Origin of the sequence: Pseudomonas sp. LjRoot71 (genome assembly GCF_964253255.1) — a bacterium.
Taxonomy (GTDB): domain Bacteria; phylum Pseudomonadota; class Gammaproteobacteria; order Pseudomonadales; family Pseudomonadaceae; genus Aquipseudomonas.
Genome location: NZ_CAXURA020000001.1, coordinates 3980378 through 3997723, shown reverse-complemented (window position 1 = coordinate 3997723; position 17346 = coordinate 3980378). Strand labels below are relative to the sequence as shown.

The window sequence follows — 17346 nt, the reverse complement described above, 5'->3', positions numbered from 1 at the left end:
CGTGCTGCGGAGCGCATGTGGCCGCACAGCAGTGTTGATCACAGCTGTGGCAGCACCGGCGTGCTGACCCGTACATCGGCATTCTGCGCACGGTGGCGCAGCAGATGGTCCATCAGCACGATGGCCATCATCGCCTCGGCAATCGGTGTGGCGCGGATGCCCACGCACGGGTCATGACGGCCCTTGGTGATGATATCCACCGGGTTGCCGTGAATATCGATCGAACGCCCCGGCGTGGTGATGCTCGACGTCGGCTTGAGCGCCAGGTGGGCCACAATCGGCTGACCACTGGAAAGCCCACCGAGAATGCCGCCAGCATTGTTGGAGAGGAAACCTTCAGGGGTCATCTCGTCACGGTGTTCGGTGCCGCGCTGCGCCACACTGGCGAAACCTGCGCCGATTTCCACCCCCTTGACCGCGTTGATGCTCATCAGCGCATGGGCCAGCTCAGCGTCCAGGCGATCAAAGATCGGCTCACCCAGGCCAGGCATTACGCCTTCGGCGACCACAGTGATTTTCGCACCGACCGAATCCTGATCACGGCGCAGCTGGTCCATATAGGCTTCCAGCTCCGGCACCTTGTCCGGGTCGGGACTGAAAAAGGCGTTCTGCTCAACGCTGTCCCAGGTTTTGAACGGGATTTCAATCGGCCCCAGCTGGCTCATGTAGCCACGGATCACGATACCCTGAGTGGCCAGGTACTTCTTGGCGATGGCGCCAGCGGCAACGCGCATCGCCGTCTCGCGTGCCGAACTGCGGCCACCGCCGCGGTAGTCACGGATGCCGTATTTGTGGTGATAGGTGTAATCGGCGTGGGCCGGGCGGAAGGAATCCTTGATCGCCGAGTAGTCCTTGGACTTCTGGTCGGTATTGCGGATCAGCAGACCAATCGAGCAGCCGGTGGTCTTGCCCTCGAACACCCCGGCCAGGATTTCCACCTCGTCGGCTTCCTGGCGCTGCGTGGTGTGGCGACTGGTGCCGGGCTTGCGCCGGTCGAGGTCACGCTGCAGGTCTTCCAGGCTGATTTCCAGACCTGGCGGGCAGCCATCGACAATGGCGACCAATGCCGGGCCATGGCTTTCGCCAGCAGTGGTGACAGTGAACAGCTTGCCGTAGGTATTGCCGGACATGTGCAAAACGCTCCGCGAAAATCAGCGCAGGGCCGCGCCAATGCGCGCAAGACCCTATTTGAGTGAAGGCGGCGAGTATACCCGTGGCGTTCGCCCAGATCATCCTCGAACCTTCAGGGCTAATAAACGTCCAACGGTTTCCTCCCTGGCAGTTGTCCCCCATGTTGCGAGACCTTCTGTTGCCTCTTCTGGTGAGCACCACCCTGCTGCAAACCCCGCTGCATGCGGCTCCACAGGTCGTCACACACGGCAGCGTGGAACAGTCGGTACGCCTGCCGACCGCGCAAGGCACCCTGCATGGCACCTTACTCAAACCCAGCGGCACTTCGCCGGTAGCGGTTGCCCTGCTGATTGCCGGCTCCGGCCCCACCGACCGTAACGGCAACAACCCTGAAGGCGGGCATAACGACAGCCTCAAACGCCTGGCCCAGAGCCTGGCCAAGCAGGGCATCGCCAGCCTGCGCTACGACAAGCGCGGTGTAGCCGCCAGCCGCGCAGCCACGCCGGATGAACGCGACCTGAGCGTCACGGGCTATGTCAGCGATGCCGTCGGCTGGGCGCAACAGCTCAAGGCCAACCCGGCATTTGATCGGCTGATCCTGATCGGCCACAGCGAAGGCGCGCTGATTGCCAGCCTGGCAGCCGAGCAGGCTCAGGCCGATGCACTGGTAGCGATTGCCGGCAGCTCCCGACCGGTCGACCAACTGCTGCGTGAACAACTGGCCGCGCGCCTGCCGCCGGATCAGCTGGCCCAGAGCAATCACCTGCTCGACCGCCTGCTGGCCGGGCAACTCACGCCGCAGGTGCCCAAGCCCTTGCAGGTATTGTTTCGCCCCAGCGTGCAGCCCTACCTGATCACGCTGCTGCAGCAAGACCCCGGCCAGGCCTTTGCCCGCCTGCAAATCCCGACGCTGATTGTGCAAGGCAGCCATGACATTCAGGTCAGCGTCGCCGATGCCCGCGCCCTCAAGGCTGCCAAACCCGATGCCGAGCTGCTGATCATCCCCGGCATGAACCATATGCTGCGCATCAGCGCAGTGGATTTAGCCGCGCAACTGGCCAGCTACGACAATCCTCGACTACCGTTGGCACAAGGCCTTGGCGAGCAGATCGCCCAATTCATCCAGCGCAGCGGCACAATGCCAGCCTCCAGTTAGCCGGGCGGCGGCCGATAAGCGCAGTGACCAGGCGTCGCTTCCATTGGCGTCGCGCCCAGGATTTTCGCTTATGACTGACAGCCCAGAGCCGCACACCGACATCGACACCACCGCCCAGGAAGTGGTCGAACAAGCCCATCCATGGGCCGAGCTGCCGCCCGAATACTTTCGCCTGCTGCGCCTGACCGCCTTGCCGACCGATCGCCATACCGGCGCACGGCCGCTGCGCTTTATCCAGCTGGGCCGGGTTGAACGCCTGGGCAAACAGCACAGCCTGCTGCGCCTGACGTTGCAGCTGCCCGGACAACGGGTACGCAAGGAACAGAACATCCTCGAAGTGTGGGCCGATCACGAGCAACGCCTGGTGCGTTTCGGCCCGGACAAAGGCCTGCACGTAGAGCCGGAAAACCGTGGCCTGGGACGTTTTCTGCTGGCCCAGGGGATTGCCTGGGCGCGTCAGCATTTCGCTCATTACCAAGTGCAGCACAGCCCCCTGCCCAGCAAGGATGCCTTTACCGAGGAAGCCCGTGCCCGCCGCGATCACTGCTTGCAGGCTCAGGGTTTCGTCGTCGAATACCTCGACCCGCTACAGATCAAGGCGCAATGCGGCGCGCCGAGAGTCAGCGCGCTGCACAGCGACTGGCACACGGAAAAAGTGCAGATAGTCGAGCTGCTGGATGCGGCCAGCATGCTGCAACAGGCCGATCAGAGCCTGCGCGAACAGGACGTGAAAATTCGCAAACTGGAAGAACGCATCGCGGTTTTCAAACGCGAAGATGGCGGCCTGCGCTTCACCATCACCTGCCTGGTGGCATTCTGTGTATTTCAGGCGGGGTTGCTGATCTGGATTGCCACCCGCTAACGGCTACTGGCCTGGCGGTACTGGCCTGGCGGTACTGCCCTGGTGCCACGCCATAGGCCTGCTTGAACTGCCGGCTCAGGTGACTCTGGTCGGCAAAGCCCAGCTGCATGGCCACCGTCAGCGGCGCACAACCATTGCGTAATAGCGCCCGCGCCTGCTCCAGGCGGCGCTGCATCAGCCAGCTGTGCGGCGGCAAGCCGGTGGCACGGCGAAACACCCGGGCGAAATGAAAGGCCGACAAGCCCACCGCCCGTGCCAACTCCTCCAGCGACGGCGGCGCTGCCAACTGGCTGCTGAGCAATTCCTTGGCGCGACTTACGGCAAGTGGCTCATGCCCCGGTGCCAGTCCCTCTGGCAGACGTGCATGACGCTGAAACAGCAGCAGGATCGCCTCACGCCAGGCGGTTTGCAGCTGCAACGCCGAGGCCTGCTGATCAAGCAACTGATGCAGCGCCTGAAACTGACGATGCAGCTGGACGTCCTGCAGCACGCTGAACGCAAAAGACGGCATGCCCTGACGCCCCAACTCAAGCTCGTCCAGCACCCCACAGACCTGGGCGTTATCCGGGTAAAACGCACGGTAACGCCAGCCTTGCTCATGGGCCTTGGAGCCGGTGTGCAGCTCATCTGGATTGATCAGCACCATGCTGCCCGCAGGCGCCAGATGATCACTGCCGCGATGACGAAAGCGCTGCGCGCCGTGCTCGATTACGGTGAATACAAAACCTTCGTGCACATGCGGAGAAAACCGCTGCTCGACGTAATGCGCGTGCAGCAGCTCAATCCCGCCCAACTCGGGTGATTGCCAGAAATGTGTCTGTTCGCTGCTTGCCTGGGCCATACCTCAACCGCCGAAACGCGCCTCCAGTTGCTGCTTGAGCGCCGGCCAATCGTGATCGGTGATGCTGTACAGCACCGTATCATCCAGACGGCCATCGGCCAGGCGACGGTGATTGCGCAGCAACCCTTCACGTTGCGCACCGAGTTTTTCGATGGCGCGCTGTGCACGCAGATTGCTGGCAGCGGTCTTTAGCTGCACCCGCACCATGCTCCAGTTCTCGAAGGCATGTCGGAGCATCAGGTACTTGATCGTAGTATTCAGGCCCGTGCCGTGCTGGCTACGATCCAGCCAAGTCCAGCCGATCTCCGTCGCCGGCAAGGTGTTCATAAAGTCGCCGAAACGAGTAGTGCCCACCAACTGGTCGCCCAGGCGGATAACAAAAGGCAAGGCTCGTCCTTCACGCTGCTCAAGCAAGCCCTGGCGATACCAGTCCAGACGCTGGCTGCCATTCATGTAGATCAGCTCCTGGCGATTGGCGTCGGCCAGGCTGATCAGCGCGGGAATATCGGCATCGACCATCGGCTCGATGCGTAATCCGCCACGTTGCAGGGTAATCAGTTGCGGCTTGAACATAGGGTCCCTCCTCGGACAGAGTCGCAAGCGCGACACGCTAACAGGGCCAATCAGTGTGCACAATCCACAACAGTAAGAGACGCTATGTCCGTGCGACCTTGGTCGTACCTGACGCACCGCCACTTTGCTGCGAGACTGACGCACATCATCTGCCGCGGCCGCTGATGCGCTAGGCTCTGGGCAGCCGCTGCGCTGCCAGATATGACCCCGGCCGCCCCCTATAGTTTGCTTTCGGAGCTTGCATGACCCTGTCCAGTGGGCTGATCGCCGCAGTAGCGCTGATTTACATGGCCACCCTGTTCGCCATTGCCTTCTATGGCGACCGCCGCGCCACGCCCATGCCGCCACGCGTACGGGCCTGGGTGTACTCACTGTCGCTGGCGGTGTACTGCACCAGCTGGACATTCTTCGGCGCAGTCGGTCAGGCCGCGGAACAGCTGTGGTCATTTCTGCCGATCTACCTCGGGCCGATCATCATTCTGGTGTTCGCACCCTGGGTGCTACAGAAGATGGTGATGATCAGCAAACAGGAGAACATCACCTCGATTGCCGACTTTATTGCCGCGCGCTATGGCAAGTCCCAGGCGCTGGCGGTGGTGGTGGCGCTGGTCTGCCTGGTTGGCGTGCTGCCCTATATCGCGCTGCAGCTCAAAGGCATCGTGCTGGGGGTCAACCTGCTGATTGGCGAAGGCGCCAGCGCCAGTGGCACCAGCGCCCAGGACACGGCGCTGATCGTTTCGCTGGTCCTGGCACTGTTCACAATATTGTTCGGCACACGCAATCTGGATGTCACCGAGCACCACCGTGGCATGGTCCTGGCGATTGCCTTCGAGTCGCTGGTCAAACTGCTGGCTTTCCTCGCCGTCGGTGCCTTTGTCACCTATGGCCTGTACAACGGTTTCGGCGACCTGTTCAGCAAGGCGCAGGCCAATCCCGAGCTGGATACGTTCTGGGCCGAGACCGTGAACTGGCCAGCCATGATGATGCAGACCGGCCTGGCGATGATCGCCATCATCTGCCTGCCCCGGCAGTTTCATGTCACCGTGGTGGAAAACATCGAGCCCAAGGACCTGCGTCTGGCGCGCTGGGTATTCCCCGCCTACCTGACTCTCGCGGCGCTGTTTGTGGTGCCCATCGCCCTGGCTGGGCAGATGCTGCTGCCCGACGGCGTCAGCCCGGATTCCTTCGTCATCAGCCTGCCACTGGCCGAGGCGCATCCGGCGTTGGCACTGCTGGCCTTTATCGGCGGCGCATCGGCAGCCACCGGCATGGTGATTGTCGCGTCGGTGGCGCTCTCCACCATGATCTCCAATGACATGCTGCTGCCTGCCCTGCTGCGGCGCAAAAACGCCGAGCGACCGTTCGAGGCATTCCGCTACTGGATGCTCACTGCGCGCCGAGTGAGCATCGTACTGATTCTGCTGCTGGCTTACGTGTGCTATCGCCTGCTCGGTTCCAACGCCAGCCTGGCCACCATCGGCCAGGTGTCCTTTGCCGCTATTGGCCAGCTGGCTCCGGCGATGTTCGGTGCACTGGTGTGGAAGCAGGCCAATCGCCAGGGCGTGTTTGCCGGCCTGTTTTTGGGCGCGCTGATCTGGCTCTACACCCTGGTCATACCGCTGGTGGCACGCGGGCTGGGCTGGCCGCTGGAAATCTTCCCCGGCCTGCACAGCCTGCTGTATGGCCCGATTGGCTTCCAGGTCGACCCTCTGACCCGCGGCGTGGTGCTCTCGCTGGCCGGTAATTTCCTGCTGTTTGCCTGGGTTTCCTGGTTCTCGCGCACACGCGTGGCCGAACACTGGCAAGCCGGACGTTTTATCGGCCACGACCTGGGCACCAAACCGAGCAACCGCAGCATGCTCGCAGTGCAGGTCGGCGACCTGTTGCTGCTGGCCAACCGCTTTGTCGGTGAAGACCGCGCGCGGCAAAGCTTCATGCGCTTTGCCTACCGTCAGGGCAAGGGTTTTGACCCCAACCAGACCGCCACCAGCGACTGGATCGCCCACACCGAACGGCTGCTGGCCGGCGTATTGGGGGCATCCTCGACCCGCGCTGTGGTCAAGGCCGCCATCGAAGGCCGCGAGATGCATGTCGAGGACGTGGTGCGCATCGTCGACGAAGCCTCGGAGGTGCTGCAATTCAACCGCGCCCTGTTGCAGGGTGCCATCGAGAACATCACCCAGGGCATCAGTGTGGTTGACCAGTCGCTGCGACTGGTGGCCTGGAACCGTCGTTATATCGAGCTATTCAACTACCCCGAGGGCCAGGTGTATGTCGGCCGGCCGGTGGCCGAGCTGATCCGTTTCAATGCCGAACGCGGCCTGCTTGGCGGCGGCGATATCGAGGAGCATGTCAGCAAACGCCTGTACTGGATGCGCCAGGGCACTGCGCACACCTCCGAGCGGCTGTTCCCCAACGGCCGGGTCATCGAGCTGATCGGCAACCCCATGCCCGGCGGCGGCTTCGTCATGAGTTTTACCGACATCACCGAGTTCCGCGAAGCCGAGCGCGCCTTGAAGGACGCCAATGAAGGCCTGGAACAACGGGTCAGCGCCCGTACTCAGGAGCTGTCGCAGTTGAACCAGGCGCTGATCGAAGCCAAGCGCGTGGCGGAAGCGGCTAACCAGTCGAAAACCCGCTTCCTCGCGGCGGTCAGCCACGACCTGATGCAACCACTGAATGCCGCGCGACTGTTCTCCGCCGCCCTCGCCCACCAGGATGACGCCTTGCCCAGCGACGCCCGTGAACTGGTGCGTCACCTGGACAGTTCGCTGCGTTCGGCCGAAGACCTGATCAGCGACTTGCTAGACATCTCGCGCCTGGAAAACGGCCGTATTACCCCGGATCGCCAGGCATTTGTGCTGAACAGCCTGTTCGACACCCTGGGCGCGGAGTTCCGGGTGCTGGCCGCCGAGCATGGCGTGGATTTCCGCCTGTACGGCAGCAGGCTACGGGTCGACAGCGATATCAAACTGCTACGGCGCATTCTGCAGAACTTCCTGACCAACGCCTTCCGCTATGCCAAGGGCCGTGTGGTGCTGGGGGTACGCCACCAGGGCCAACAGTTGCGCCTGGAAGTCTGGGACCGTGGCCCCGGCATCCCGGATGACAAACGCAAGGTGATTTTCGAGGAATTCAAACGTCTGGATAGCCACCAGACCCGCGCCGAAAAAGGCCTGGGCCTGGGCCTGGCGATTGCCGACGGCCTGTGCCGGGTACTGGAACACAAGCTGGAAGTGCGCTCCTGGCCGGGCAAAGGCAGCGTGTTCAGCGTCACCGTACCCCTGGCGCAGCAGGCTGAAGCCGCTAAACCCGTGGCCACGCTGGAACAGCCCGGTCAGGCACTGGCCGGCACTCAGGTGCTCTGTGTGGACAATGAAGACAGCATCCTCACCGGCATGTACAGCCTGCTGTCACGCTGGGGATGCCAGGTGTGGACGGCGCGTAACCGGCTGGAATGTGAGCATCTGCTGAGTGAGAACGTGCGCCCGCACCTGGCGCTGGTGGATTTTCACCTGGATGACGGCGAAACCGGCACCGAACTGATGGCCTGGCTGCGCACGCGTCTGGCCGAGCCACTGCCGGGCGTGGTGATCAGCGCCGACGGCCGCCCCGAGCTGATCGCCCAGGTACATGCCGCCGGCCTGGATTACCTGAGCAAGCCAGTCAAACCGGCGGCCTTACGCGCCTTGCTCAGCCGGCACCTGACGTTACGTTGATCAGCCCAGCAGGCGCTGCTGGAACAGCGCCTGATGCTCGCGGCACTGCGCAGCTGCGAGCAGGAACACGCCGTGACCGCCGCGCTCGAATTCCAGCCAGGTGAAGTCGACTTCCGGGTACAACGCCTCGACGTGCACCTGGCTGTTGCCCACCTCAACAATCAGCACACCCTTTTCAGTCAGGTGGTCCGCCGCTTCGGCCAGCATGCGCCGCACCAGGTCCAGGCCATCCTCGCCGCAAGCCAGGCCCAGCTCCGGCTCATGCTGGTACTCAGCCGGCATGTCGGCGAAATCTTCGGCATCCACATAGGGTGGGTTGGACACGATCAGGTCGAAACGCTGACCCGGCAGCCCGGCAAAGCCATCGCCCTGCACGGTGTACACACGCTCTTCCAGGCCATGGCGCTCGATATTCTGGTTGGCCACTTCCAGGGCCTCAAACGACAAATCACCGAGCACCACTTCAGCCTCGGGGAACTCATAGGCGCAGGCGATGCCGATACAGCCCGAGCCGGTGCACAGGTCGAGAATCCGCGCCGGCTCCAGCGCCAGCCAGGGCTCGAAATGCTGCTCGATCAGCTCGGCAATCGGTGAGCGGGGAATCAGCACGCGCTGATCCACGATAAAAGGTAAACCACAGAACCAGGCCTCACCGAGCAGGTAGGCGGTGGGCACACGCGCCTCGATACGCTGTTGCAGCAGGTTGTGCAGGTACTGGTGTTCGGCGTCATCCAGGCGACAGTCGAGGTAGCTGTCGGCGATTTCATACGGCAGGTGCAGCGCTCCTAACACCAGTTGGCGGGCTTCATCCCAGGCATTGTCGGTGCCGTGGCCGAAAAACAGCTCTTCGCCATGAAAGCGGCTGACGGCCCAGCGAATGTAGTCACGGATGGTGCGCAGACGGGTTGGATAGGCGTTTGTAGCGTCGCTCACGGCAGCTCTCCGCAGGAAAAAAGTCGCGCATTCTAGCCCATTCATGGCTACCAGCGCGGCCCTGCGCGTGCACGACTACTGATTGCTGCGTGACTCGTGGGAGGACGGTGGATCACGCTTGATGCACAGCTCGCGCAGTACGGCGATGGAAATCGCCAGGGCGAAGAGCAACCAGAAATATTCGGAAAACAAGGCGATCAGGCTCATCACGCAACTCCTTCTGCTTACACGTGCCAGTCCTCGGCTTGCAGTCGATTCTGCGCGCTGCAACGAGCGCAGGCAAGATCATCGACACAACGAGCAGCGCAACGGTTCACAGCAGCGTCGCACAGGCGGACAATGGCCGGAGTCTGTCTGCCTGGAGTTGCTGCCATGTCCACCCCACAAACGCTCTTCGCCCTCACAGGCCGCGGCCATGCCCCCGCCAGCCTGAGCAATGCGACCTTGCTGGTTATCGATGCGCAAGAGGAGTACCGCAGCGGCGTGTTGCAACTGCCGGGGCTGGACGCTGCGCTGGAGGAAATCGCCAAACTGCTCGCAGCGGCCCGTGACCTGGGCAGCGCCATCGTTCACGTCAAACACCTGGGCATCCCCGATGGCCTGCTCGACCCGCGCGGACCACGCGGTGCGCACCTGCCGCAAGCCGCACCGCTGCCAGGCGAGATCATCGTCGAGAAGCGCATGCCCAATGCCTTCACCGGCACCGACCTGCATGAACGCCTGCAGGCCCTGGGCCGGCTGGACCTGATTGTCTGCGGCTTTATGACCCACTCCAGCATCAGCACCACGGTACGCGCCACCAAGGACTATGGTTACCGCTGCACCGTGGTCGATGCAGCGTGCGCCACCCGCGACCTGCCGACGCTCGACGGCCAGGTGATCAGCGCGGCAGACATGCACCGGGCTGAGATGATCGCCCTGGCCGACAACTTTGCCGCCGTGGTGCCACGCGCCAGCGCGCTGCTCTGAGACCGCGGACAAACGCGTGCGCGATCACACCCTGGGCAGTGACTGTTGAACCACACCGGCAGTGGCCGGTCATAGCGCCGATAGCCACTGAGTCAATCGGCATGAGGAAATCGGCATCATGAAGCTATCCGATGGTTTTGACGCTCGCCGCCTGCGCCCGCGCAGTGCTGGCAGTTGGCGCACGCGCCTGGGAGCTGCATTGGCCGCCTTGCTGGCGACGTTTGGCATTCTGCTGAGCATGGCCGGCATTGCCGCCCTGCTCGGCCAGCACTCGGTGCTCGGCCCGCTCAACGAATCAGCGGTGGCCGCCAGCCTGTTCGCCGTGATCGGCCTGACTTTGCTGTATGTCGGCATCATGCTCTGGCGCCGCTGCCGCCGCCGTGCACGCCGCGCCAACGACCTGAACATGGCCCCGCATCTGCTGAAAAAACGCGACTGAAGCCCAACCCAGCACGAACACCGACAGCTTGGTTACACTAGCGGCCTTCGCGGAGGCCCTAGGGTCTGTTCCCGCTTCGTCGCGAATCGCGTTGCTGCGCAAAATCTCGCCAGGCTAGGCCGCGCCCGCTCCCGGCGGGCTTGCGGCATTCACCCCATCCATGGGGATTGCGGAGGACGCAGGTAATGGTTGTTCCCTTGCCAAGTCCTCCAACACCGCATGGCGAGATTTTTCGCGCAACCCGAAGGGACGGGCCTGTTTTAGCGCGATGCTGCGTTTCTCGACACTCATTTGGAACAACCAAACTTCGTGTCTCGTGCCTTGCCTCGCGCTAAAACAGGCTCCGGCGCGACCGCGAACGAAACGGGAACAGCCCCTAATGCAAGACGACGATTTTTCCCTATTTAAAGCCGAGTTGCGCGGCGTCAAGCCCATCAAGCATGACCGCGCCGACACCGGCAAACCAAAAGCCAACCGAGCTCAGTTGGCGACCCTGCGCCAGGCAGCTACGGCGCGCGTGGACAGTATCAAGGTCGATGGCCTGTCCGATCAGTTCGTCATCGACGTGGGGGCCGAAGACCCGCTGTACTGGGCGGCCAACGGCGTGCAGGAAGGCCAGATGCGCAAGCTCAAGCTGGGCCAGATCAGCTTCGAGGGCAGCCTCGACCTGCATGGCATGAGCGTGGAAAAAGCCCGCGACACCCTCTGGGAGTTCATCGCCGAAGCCAACAAGCTGGAAGTGCGCTGCGTGCGCGTCACCCATGGCAAAGCTGTGCGCATGGATGGTCGCAAACCGATGATCAAAAGCCACGTCAACACCTGGCTGCGCCAGCACCCGCAAGTACTCGGTTTCACCTCCTGCCTGGCCAAGCACGGCGGTACCGGCGCGGTGTACGTGATGCTCAAGCGCACCATGATGGATGGACGCGACGAATAAGCTCCTGCCGTTGGCGGCCTGTGCACTTGCCAGCCCGATCCTCGCGGCCTAACCTGCGCGCTTTAGAAAGACCTACGAGACTGTCCATGCCCCTGGAACAAAACTACACCGCGATCCTTGGCCAGCTTGGCGAGGATGTGTCCCGCGAAGGCCTGCTCGACACCCCCAAGCGCGCCGCCAAAGCCATGCAGTACCTGTGCAAGGGTTACCAGCAAAACCTGGAAGAAGTCACCAATGGCGCGCTGTTCAGCTCCGATAACAGCGAAATGGTGCTGGTGAAGAACATCGAACTGTATTCGTTGTGCGAGCACCACCTGCTGCCCTTTATCGGCAAGGCCCACGTCGCTTATATCCCCAACGGCAAGGTACTCGGCCTGTCGAAGGTTGCGCGTATCGTCGACATGTACGCACGGCGCCTGCAGATTCAGGAAAACCTCAGCCGACAAATCGCCGAGGCTATTCAGCAAGTAACCGGCGCCCTAGGTGTGGCTGTGGTGATCGAAGCCCAGCACATGTGCATGATGATGCGCGGCGTGGAGAAGCAAAATTCCTCCATGGTCACCTCGGTGATGCTCGGCGAGTTCCGCGAAAACGCTGCCACCCGCAGCGAGTTCCTCAGCCTGGTCAATAACTGATCAAGCCCTGCGACAGCAGAAACCGGCCCAGGCCGGTTTTTTTATGCGCGCAAGCCCCTGGCAGCAGACGCCCGGCGAAGCATGGCGAAAACCCGCCATATACCCAGAGCAATGGCCGCCAATCTGGCGAGATCACGCCACCACTGACTGGCGCATAAGCCGCCGACCCTGTGCCAGATCGTCGCAGCGCCGAGCTCGCTGGGCGCGGCATGCTTCTTGCGAACGGCCAAGTCCCGATGTGACGCAGGACAGCCCTGTCACTGCAATTTGAAATGGTCCGTTCTTATGAAAAAACTCCTCTTGCCCCTGCTGTGCCTGGGCCTGCTTGGTTGCGCCAAGCACCCCGAGCCGGAAAAAACCGTGGATGTCCTGCTGATTGGCGGCGGCATCATGAGTGCCAGCCTGGGCACCTACCTGAACGAGCTGGAGCCGGGCTGGAGTATTGATATCTACGAACGCCTCGACCAGGTGGCCAGTGAAAGCTCCAACGCCTGGAACAACGCCGGCACCGGCCACTCGGCCTTCTGCGAACTGAACTACACCCCGGAGCTGGCCGACGGCAGCATCGACATCAGCAAGGCGGTGGCGATCAACGAAGCCTTCGAGATTTCCAAGCAGTTCTGGGCCTACCAGGTTGAACGCAAGGTGCTGAACAACCCGCCTTCGTTTATCAACAACGTGCCGCACATGAGCTTCGTCTGGGGTGATGACAACGTCGCGTTCCTCAAGAAGCGCCACGCCGCCCTGCAGGCCAGTTCGCTGTTCCGCGGCATGCAGTATTCCGAAGATCCGCAGCAGATCGAGCAATGGGCACCGCTGGTGATGCAAGGCCGCGAGCCCGGGCAGACGCTCGCCGCCACCCGTGTATCGATCGGCACCGATGTCAACTTTGGTGAGATCACCCGCCAGCTGTTCGGCTCGCTGAGCCAGCAGGCCAACGTCAGCCTCAACCTGCAGCATGAAGTACGCGGTATCGAGCGCAATGCCGACAACACCTGGAACATACGGGTGGCTGATCTGGCCAACGGCGGCGCCGAGAAAACCATCAACGCCAGGTTCGTGTTTATCGGTGCCGGCGGTGCGGCACTGAAACTGCTTCAGATGTCCGGCATCAGCGAAGCCGAAGGCTATGCCGGCTTCCCGGTCGGCGGCTCGTTCCTCGCCACCAGCAACCCGGAGATCGTCGCCCAGCACCAGGCCAAGGTGTATGGCAAGGCGTCGGTCGGTTCGCCGCCGATGTCCGTACCACACCTGGACACTCGGGTGATCGATGGCAAGAAAGTGCTGCTGTTCGGGCCGTTCGCCACCTTCTCCACCAAGTTCCTGAAAAACGGCTCGCTGCTCGACACCTTCAGCGCCCTGACCACCGACAACATCCTGCCGATGACCCATGCCGGTATCGATAACTTCTCGCTCAGCACCTACCTGATGGGCCAACTGATGCTCAGCCAGGAAGACCGCATGGCTTCACTGCGCGAGTACTTCCCCAATGCCAAGTCAGAAGATTGGGAACTGATCCAGGCCGGCCAGCGCGTGCAGATCATCAAGAAAGACGCCGAACACGGCGGCATTCTGCAGTTCGGCACCGAAGTGGTCAGCGCCGCCGATGGCAGCATCGCCGCCCTGCTCGGTGCCTCGCCAGGGGCCTCGACAGCCGCGCCGATCATGCTCTCGGTGCTGGAGAAGACCTTCAAGGACAAGATGCAGAGCCCTGAGTGGCAAACCAAGCTGAAAGAAATCATCCCGTCCTACGGCCAAAAGCTGAACGACGACCTGGCGCTGACCAACCAGACCCGCGCCTGGAGCAGCGAACGCCTGCAACTGGAGTTCGTTGAAGTGCCGCCGCTGGCCCTCACACCAGAGGTCAGCCAGGCGCAGTAAAGCGCCTGTTGGGCAATGCAAATTGCCAGAAGCACTGTTTACCGTCGCCTCGCGCGACACACGCTGCGGCCATGGATGGCGCGCAATAAAAAACCGGCCACAAGCCGGTTTTTTATTGCCTCGCAAACAACCTACTGCCCCTTGAACGGCACCCGCGGCTTGGTTCGTAGCGGGTCGAGCAAACCCGACAGGCCGTTGTGGTCGATCTCCTGCATCAGTGCCAGCAGCCGGCCGATTTCACCTTGGGGGAAACCTTCGCGGGTAAACCAATTGAGGTAGTTACCCGGCAGATCGGCAAGCAAACGGCCTTTGTATTTGCCGAACGGCATTTCGCGGGTCACCAGCAATAACAGGTCTTCGGGTTTCATTGCAGGCTCGGCAGGGTTGGGCAATCGAGTGCGGATTATGCCGTTCGGCCGGGACCCCGGCCAGCGCCGGGCCAATCGCAGCAAACTCGGGTAAGCTGCGCGCCCCTGTTTATCGACCCAAGGTTTGCCCCGCATGATTATCAAGGCACTGCGCATCGGTCTCGGCCAGTTGATCATTTTCCTCGACTGGATCAGCCGCCCGGCCAAGCGCAAACGCACCCCCGAAGCTCAGGCTGCTGTAGAGCAAAACGCCAGCAACCTGGCGCTGTATCAGTTCCACGCCTGCCCATTCTGCGTAAAAACCCGCCGTACCCTGCACAGACTCAACGTGCCGGTGGCCCTGCGCGACGCGAAAAACGACGCCCAGGCGCGCAGCGAGCTGGAACAGCAAGGCGGCAAGATCAAGGTGCCGTGCCTGCGTATCGAAGAAAACGGCCAGAGCACCTGGCTGTACGAGTCCAAGGCGATCATCGCCTATCTCGACGAGCGCTTTGCTGCGGCCTGATCCGGCAAGCGGGGCCGCAATACGGCCCCTTCCGTGCTATTGCGCGGGCTGCAACTCACTGGCGACAAACTGACCGCCCTGCTGCTCGGCGACAAAGCTCACCTTGTCGCCCACCTTGAGCCCCTCCAGCTGGGCGGCGTCCTGCACCTTGAACACCATGGTCATCGGCGGCATGCCGAGATTGGCCAGTGGCCCGTGACGCAGAGTGATTTTCTGGTTGGTCGCATCGATCTTGCGCACCTCCCCATGGCTGGTGGCCACAGTGCTGCTGGCAGCCGGCGCTGCGCCGTGCTGGCCAGCCAATACGGGGCCTGCCAGCAGGCTGCTCAGGGCAATAACGCTCAGTAAATGGTTCATCGTCGATCCTCTTTTGGGTTAGGGGTTATTCGGCCAACACGCGAATACGGCCAACCATGCCGGCCTGATAGTGACCGGCGATCAGGCAGGCAAAATCGAAATCGCCGGCACGGTTGAAAGTCCAGATGATTTCCCCGCTCTGCCCCGGTCCGACATGGGTCATGTAGGGTTCGTCATGCTGCATAGCAGGAAACTTGGCCATCATCGCCGCGTGCGCATCCAGCTCGGCCTTGGTGCCAAGGACGAACTCATGCAGCAGTTGGCCCTGGTTGCGGTGCACAAAACGGATGGTCTCGCCCTGCCTGATCTTCAGTTGGTCAGGGCTAAAGCGCATCGCATCGCTCATGCCTATTTCAATGGTGCGGCTGACCTGTTCAAGGTCACCGGCGATACCCCAAGGCTTCTGTTCCTTGATCACCGCTGCCGAATGCTGCGCGACATGCTGCTCGCTATGGGCCAGCACGGGGCCGCTGACCAATAAACCAACCAAGATCAGCACCAAGGGCAAACGATTTGTCTGATTCATGGATTTATCTCCTCACTCGTCATTTTTCGCGGGAGGGGCTTTAGCCGCGACGAAACACGCAACGCTCGCGGCTAAAGCCCCTTCCACCAAGTCATTTCGTATCAATGGCTGGCATGGCCGCCAGGTTTACGCACCTGCACTTCAACCGCTTCGCTGCTGGGCTGCTTAAGCGGCATCGACTGCCCGCCCACCTCATTCGAGCGCTCAGGCCTGGCCAGTTCACCCGTCCATTCATGGGCCACGGTGCCGGCCGGATGCTTGAACCAGCCAGGGTCGCGGTAGTCGCCCGGAGCTTGCTCCTTACGCACCTTGAGCACGGTAAACATGCCGCCCATCTCCACCGAGCCGAAGGGGCCGTCGCCGGTCATCATCGGTGCGGTGTTGTCCGGCAGCGGCATCTGCATCTCCGCCATATCAGCCATACCGCGCTCGCCCATCACCATATAATCGGGGATCAGCTTGCTTATCTTGCGGGTCATCTCGCGGTGATCGACGCCGATCAGGGTCGGCACGTCATGGCCCATGGCGTTCATGGTGTGGTGACTCTTGTGACAGTGCAGCGCCCAATCACCCTCCTCGTCGGCGAGAAACTCCAGCTGGCGCATCTGCCCCACCGCCACATCAGCGGTCACCTCTGGCCAGCGCGCCGCCAACGGTCGCGGCCCACCATCGCCGCCGGTCACCTCGAACTCGTGGCCGTGCAGATGGATCGGGTGGTTGGTCATGGTCAGGTTGCCCACGCGCAGGCGCACCCTGTCGTTATGCCGTACCACCAGCGGGTCAATGCCGGGGAAAATGCGGCTGTTGAAGGTCCACAGGTTGAAGTCGAGCATGGTCATGATCTTCGGCGTATGGGCACCCGGCTCGATGTCGTAGGCGTTGAGCAGAAAGCAGAAATCCCGATCCACTTCGCTGATCAGCGGGTGGTGCGCCTTGGGATGGGTGACCCAGAAGCCCATCATGCCCATGGCCATCTGGGTCATCTCGTCGGCGTGCGGGTGATACATAAAGGTGCCGGGGCGCCGTGCCTCGAATTCGTAGACGACGGTCTTGCCCACCGGAATCGAGGGCTGGGTCAGCCCTGAGACGCCGTCCATGCCGTTGGGCAGGCGCTGACCGTGCCAATGCACGCTGGTGTGTTCCGGCAACTTGTTGGTGACGAAGATGCGCACCCGGTCGCCTTCCACCACTTCGATGGTCGGACCCGGCGACTGGCCGTTATAGCCCCACAGATGGGCCTTGTAGCCCGGCGCAAGCTCGCGCACCACCGGTTCGGCGACCAGGTGAAACTCCTTGACGCCGTTGTTCATACGCCACGGCAGGGTCCAACCGTTAAGCGTCACCACCGGGTTATAGGGCCGACCATTCTGCGGTTGCAGCGGCGGCTGAGTATTAGCGCTGCCCTGGGACACCGCCTCCGGTATGCCGGCCAGAGATGCTCGGCTGACTGTCGAAGCCACTACGGCAGCACCGATGGCGCTGGCGCCGAGAAAGAAATCACGTCGTGAAACCAT

At 62.3% G+C, this 17346-nt stretch carries 18 protein-coding genes; 9 read left to right on the top strand and 9 right to left on the bottom strand.

Annotation, left to right across the window (positions count from 1 at the left end):
* Nucleotides 1-38: 38 nt before the first annotated feature.
* On the bottom strand, nt 39-1130 hold the full coding sequence (gene aroC, locus ACSQ17_RS18885) for a chorismate synthase (protein WP_160014554.1): 1092 nt from the start codon (nt 1128-1130) through the stop codon (nt 39-41).
* 161 nt (nt 1131-1291) lie between these two features.
* On the opposite strand from aroC, the gene ACSQ17_RS18880 reads away from it, so the two are divergent.
* Both ACSQ17_RS18880 and ACSQ17_RS18875 read left to right on the top strand, forming a co-directional pair.
* The gene (locus ACSQ17_RS18880; protein WP_436070093.1) at nt 1292-2287 is read left to right on the top strand and encodes an alpha/beta hydrolase; all 996 of its coding nucleotides are present in this window, start codon (nt 1292-1294) and stop codon (nt 2285-2287) included.
* Nucleotides 2288-2357: 70 nt separating this feature from the next.
* On the top strand, nt 2358-3149 hold the full coding sequence (locus ACSQ17_RS18875; RefSeq protein WP_436070092.1) for a hypothetical protein: 792 nt from the start codon (nt 2358-2360) through the stop codon (nt 3147-3149).
* On the opposite strand, the gene ACSQ17_RS18870 is transcribed toward ACSQ17_RS18875, so the two are convergent.
* Together ACSQ17_RS18870 and ACSQ17_RS18865 are read right to left on the bottom strand one after the other, a co-directional pair.
* Complete coding sequence (locus ACSQ17_RS18870) at nt 3085-3990, bottom strand: AraC family transcriptional regulator (RefSeq protein ID WP_436070091.1); 906 nt, start codon at nt 3988-3990, stop codon at nt 3085-3087. The genes ACSQ17_RS18875 and ACSQ17_RS18870 overlap by 65 nt on opposite strands.
* A gap of 3 nt (nt 3991-3993) precedes the next feature.
* Entirely contained in the window at nt 3994-4563 is a 570-nt protein-coding gene (locus ACSQ17_RS18865; RefSeq protein WP_436070090.1) for a GNAT family N-acetyltransferase, read from the bottom strand.
* Nucleotides 4564-4805: 242 nt separating this feature from the next.
* On the opposite strand from ACSQ17_RS18865, the gene ACSQ17_RS18860 reads away from it, so the two are divergent.
* Entirely contained in the window at nt 4806-8282 is a 3477-nt protein-coding gene (locus ACSQ17_RS18860) for a hybrid sensor histidine kinase/response regulator (RefSeq protein WP_436070089.1), read from the top strand.
* Here ACSQ17_RS18860 and prmB read toward each other — a convergent pair whose 3' ends face one another.
* Together prmB and ACSQ17_RS18850 are read right to left on the bottom strand one after the other, a co-directional pair.
* Nucleotides 8283-9215, bottom strand: coding sequence for a 50S ribosomal protein L3 N(5)-glutamine methyltransferase (prmB, locus tag ACSQ17_RS18855; protein ID WP_436070088.1), 933 nt, complete (start codon nt 9213-9215; stop codon nt 8283-8285).
* Between the two features lie 75 nt (nt 9216-9290).
* A complete protein-coding gene (locus tag ACSQ17_RS18850) occupies nt 9291-9422 on the bottom strand; it encodes a hypothetical protein (protein WP_436070087.1) in 132 nt (43 codons plus the stop codon).
* Between the two features lie 165 nt (nt 9423-9587).
* Here ACSQ17_RS18850 and ACSQ17_RS18845 point away from each other — a divergent pair, with 165 nt between their 5' ends.
* From ACSQ17_RS18845 to ACSQ17_RS18825, 5 genes are all read left to right on the top strand, one after another.
* Nucleotides 9588-10184, top strand: a complete 597-nt coding sequence (locus ACSQ17_RS18845; protein ID WP_436070086.1) for a cysteine hydrolase family protein — start codon at nt 9588-9590, stop codon at nt 10182-10184.
* A 118-nt stretch (nt 10185-10302) separates the two neighbouring features.
* Complete coding sequence (locus ACSQ17_RS18840; RefSeq protein WP_436070085.1) at nt 10303-10623, top strand: hypothetical protein; 321 nt, start codon at nt 10303-10305, stop codon at nt 10621-10623.
* Nucleotides 10624-11002: 379 nt separating this feature from the next.
* Complete coding sequence (locus tag ACSQ17_RS18835) at nt 11003-11560, top strand: Smr/MutS family protein (protein WP_436070084.1); 558 nt, start codon at nt 11003-11005, stop codon at nt 11558-11560.
* Nucleotides 11561-11646: 86 nt separating this feature from the next.
* The gene (gene folE / locus ACSQ17_RS18830) at nt 11647-12195 is read left to right on the top strand and encodes a GTP cyclohydrolase I FolE (RefSeq protein WP_436070083.1); all 549 of its coding nucleotides are present in this window, start codon (nt 11647-11649) and stop codon (nt 12193-12195) included.
* A 285-nt stretch (nt 12196-12480) separates the two neighbouring features.
* Entirely contained in the window at nt 12481-14076 is a 1596-nt protein-coding gene (locus ACSQ17_RS18825) for a malate:quinone oxidoreductase (RefSeq protein ID WP_436070082.1), read from the top strand.
* Between the two features lie 131 nt (nt 14077-14207).
* Here the strand turns inward: ACSQ17_RS18825 and ACSQ17_RS18820 are convergent, their stop codons facing one another.
* On the bottom strand, nt 14208-14444 hold the full coding sequence (locus tag ACSQ17_RS18820; RefSeq protein WP_436070081.1) for a DUF3820 family protein: 237 nt from the start codon (nt 14442-14444) through the stop codon (nt 14208-14210).
* 133 nt (nt 14445-14577) lie between these two features.
* Here ACSQ17_RS18820 and ACSQ17_RS18815 point away from each other — a divergent pair, with 133 nt between their 5' ends.
* On the top strand, nt 14578-14949 hold the full coding sequence (locus ACSQ17_RS18815; protein WP_436070080.1) for a glutaredoxin family protein: 372 nt from the start codon (nt 14578-14580) through the stop codon (nt 14947-14949).
* Between the two features lie 36 nt (nt 14950-14985).
* On the opposite strand, the gene ACSQ17_RS18810 is transcribed toward ACSQ17_RS18815, so the two are convergent.
* From ACSQ17_RS18810 to ACSQ17_RS18800, 3 genes are all read right to left on the bottom strand, one after another.
* Nucleotides 14986-15306, bottom strand: a complete 321-nt coding sequence (locus ACSQ17_RS18810) for a copper-binding protein (RefSeq protein ID WP_436070079.1) — start codon at nt 15304-15306, stop codon at nt 14986-14988.
* Between the two features lie 25 nt (nt 15307-15331).
* Nucleotides 15332-15832, bottom strand: a complete 501-nt coding sequence (locus ACSQ17_RS18805) for a cupredoxin domain-containing protein (RefSeq protein WP_436070078.1) — start codon at nt 15830-15832, stop codon at nt 15332-15334.
* Nucleotides 15833-15933: 101 nt separating this feature from the next.
* A complete protein-coding gene (locus ACSQ17_RS18800) occupies nt 15934-17346 on the bottom strand; it encodes a multicopper oxidase family protein (protein WP_436070077.1) in 1413 nt (470 codons plus the stop codon).

What these genes read in the sequence shown, in the direction of transcription:
- ACSQ17_RS18820 (WP_436070081.1), bottom strand. Translation starts at nt 14,444, where the DNA reads ATGAAACCCGAAGACCTGTTATTGCTGGTGACCCGCGAAATGCCGTTC.
- ACSQ17_RS18835 (WP_436070084.1), top strand. Translation starts at nt 11,003, where the DNA reads ATGCAAGACGACGATTTTTCCCTATTTAAAGCCGAGTTGCGCGGCGTC.
- ACSQ17_RS18825 (WP_436070082.1), top strand. Translation starts at nt 12,481, where the DNA reads ATGAAAAAACTCCTCTTGCCCCTGCTGTGCCTGGGCCTGCTTGGTTGC.
- ACSQ17_RS18865 (WP_436070090.1), bottom strand. Translation starts at nt 4,563, where the DNA reads ATGTTCAAGCCGCAACTGATTACCCTGCAACGTGGCGGATTACGCATC.
- ACSQ17_RS18800 (WP_436070077.1), bottom strand. Translation starts at nt 17,346, where the DNA reads ATGGTTTCACGACGTGATTTCTTTCTCGGCGCCAGCGCCATCGGTGCT.
- ACSQ17_RS18850 (WP_436070087.1), bottom strand. Translation starts at nt 9,422, where the DNA reads ATGAGCCTGATCGCCTTGTTTTCCGAATATTTCTGGTTGCTCTTCGCC.
- ACSQ17_RS18840 (WP_436070085.1), top strand. Translation starts at nt 10,303, where the DNA reads ATGAAGCTATCCGATGGTTTTGACGCTCGCCGCCTGCGCCCGCGCAGT.
- ACSQ17_RS18870 (WP_436070091.1), bottom strand. Translation starts at nt 3,990, where the DNA reads ATGGCCCAGGCAAGCAGCGAACAGACACATTTCTGGCAATCACCCGAG.
- ACSQ17_RS18860 (WP_436070089.1), top strand. Translation starts at nt 4,806, where the DNA reads ATGACCCTGTCCAGTGGGCTGATCGCCGCAGTAGCGCTGATTTACATG.
- ACSQ17_RS18815 (WP_436070080.1), top strand. Translation starts at nt 14,578, where the DNA reads ATGATTATCAAGGCACTGCGCATCGGTCTCGGCCAGTTGATCATTTTC.
- ACSQ17_RS18810 (WP_436070079.1), bottom strand. Translation starts at nt 15,306, where the DNA reads ATGAACCATTTACTGAGCGTTATTGCCCTGAGCAGCCTGCTGGCAGGC.
- ACSQ17_RS18805 (WP_436070078.1), bottom strand. Translation starts at nt 15,832, where the DNA reads ATGAATCAGACAAATCGTTTGCCCTTGGTGCTGATCTTGGTTGGTTTA.
- folE (WP_436070083.1), top strand. Translation starts at nt 11,647, where the DNA reads ATGCCCCTGGAACAAAACTACACCGCGATCCTTGGCCAGCTTGGCGAG.
- ACSQ17_RS18875 (WP_436070092.1), top strand. Translation starts at nt 2,358, where the DNA reads ATGACTGACAGCCCAGAGCCGCACACCGACATCGACACCACCGCCCAG.
- ACSQ17_RS18845 (WP_436070086.1), top strand. Translation starts at nt 9,588, where the DNA reads ATGTCCACCCCACAAACGCTCTTCGCCCTCACAGGCCGCGGCCATGCC.
- ACSQ17_RS18880 (WP_436070093.1), top strand. Translation starts at nt 1,292, where the DNA reads ATGTTGCGAGACCTTCTGTTGCCTCTTCTGGTGAGCACCACCCTGCTG.
- aroC (WP_160014554.1), bottom strand. Translation starts at nt 1,130, where the DNA reads ATGTCCGGCAATACCTACGGCAAGCTGTTCACTGTCACCACTGCTGGC.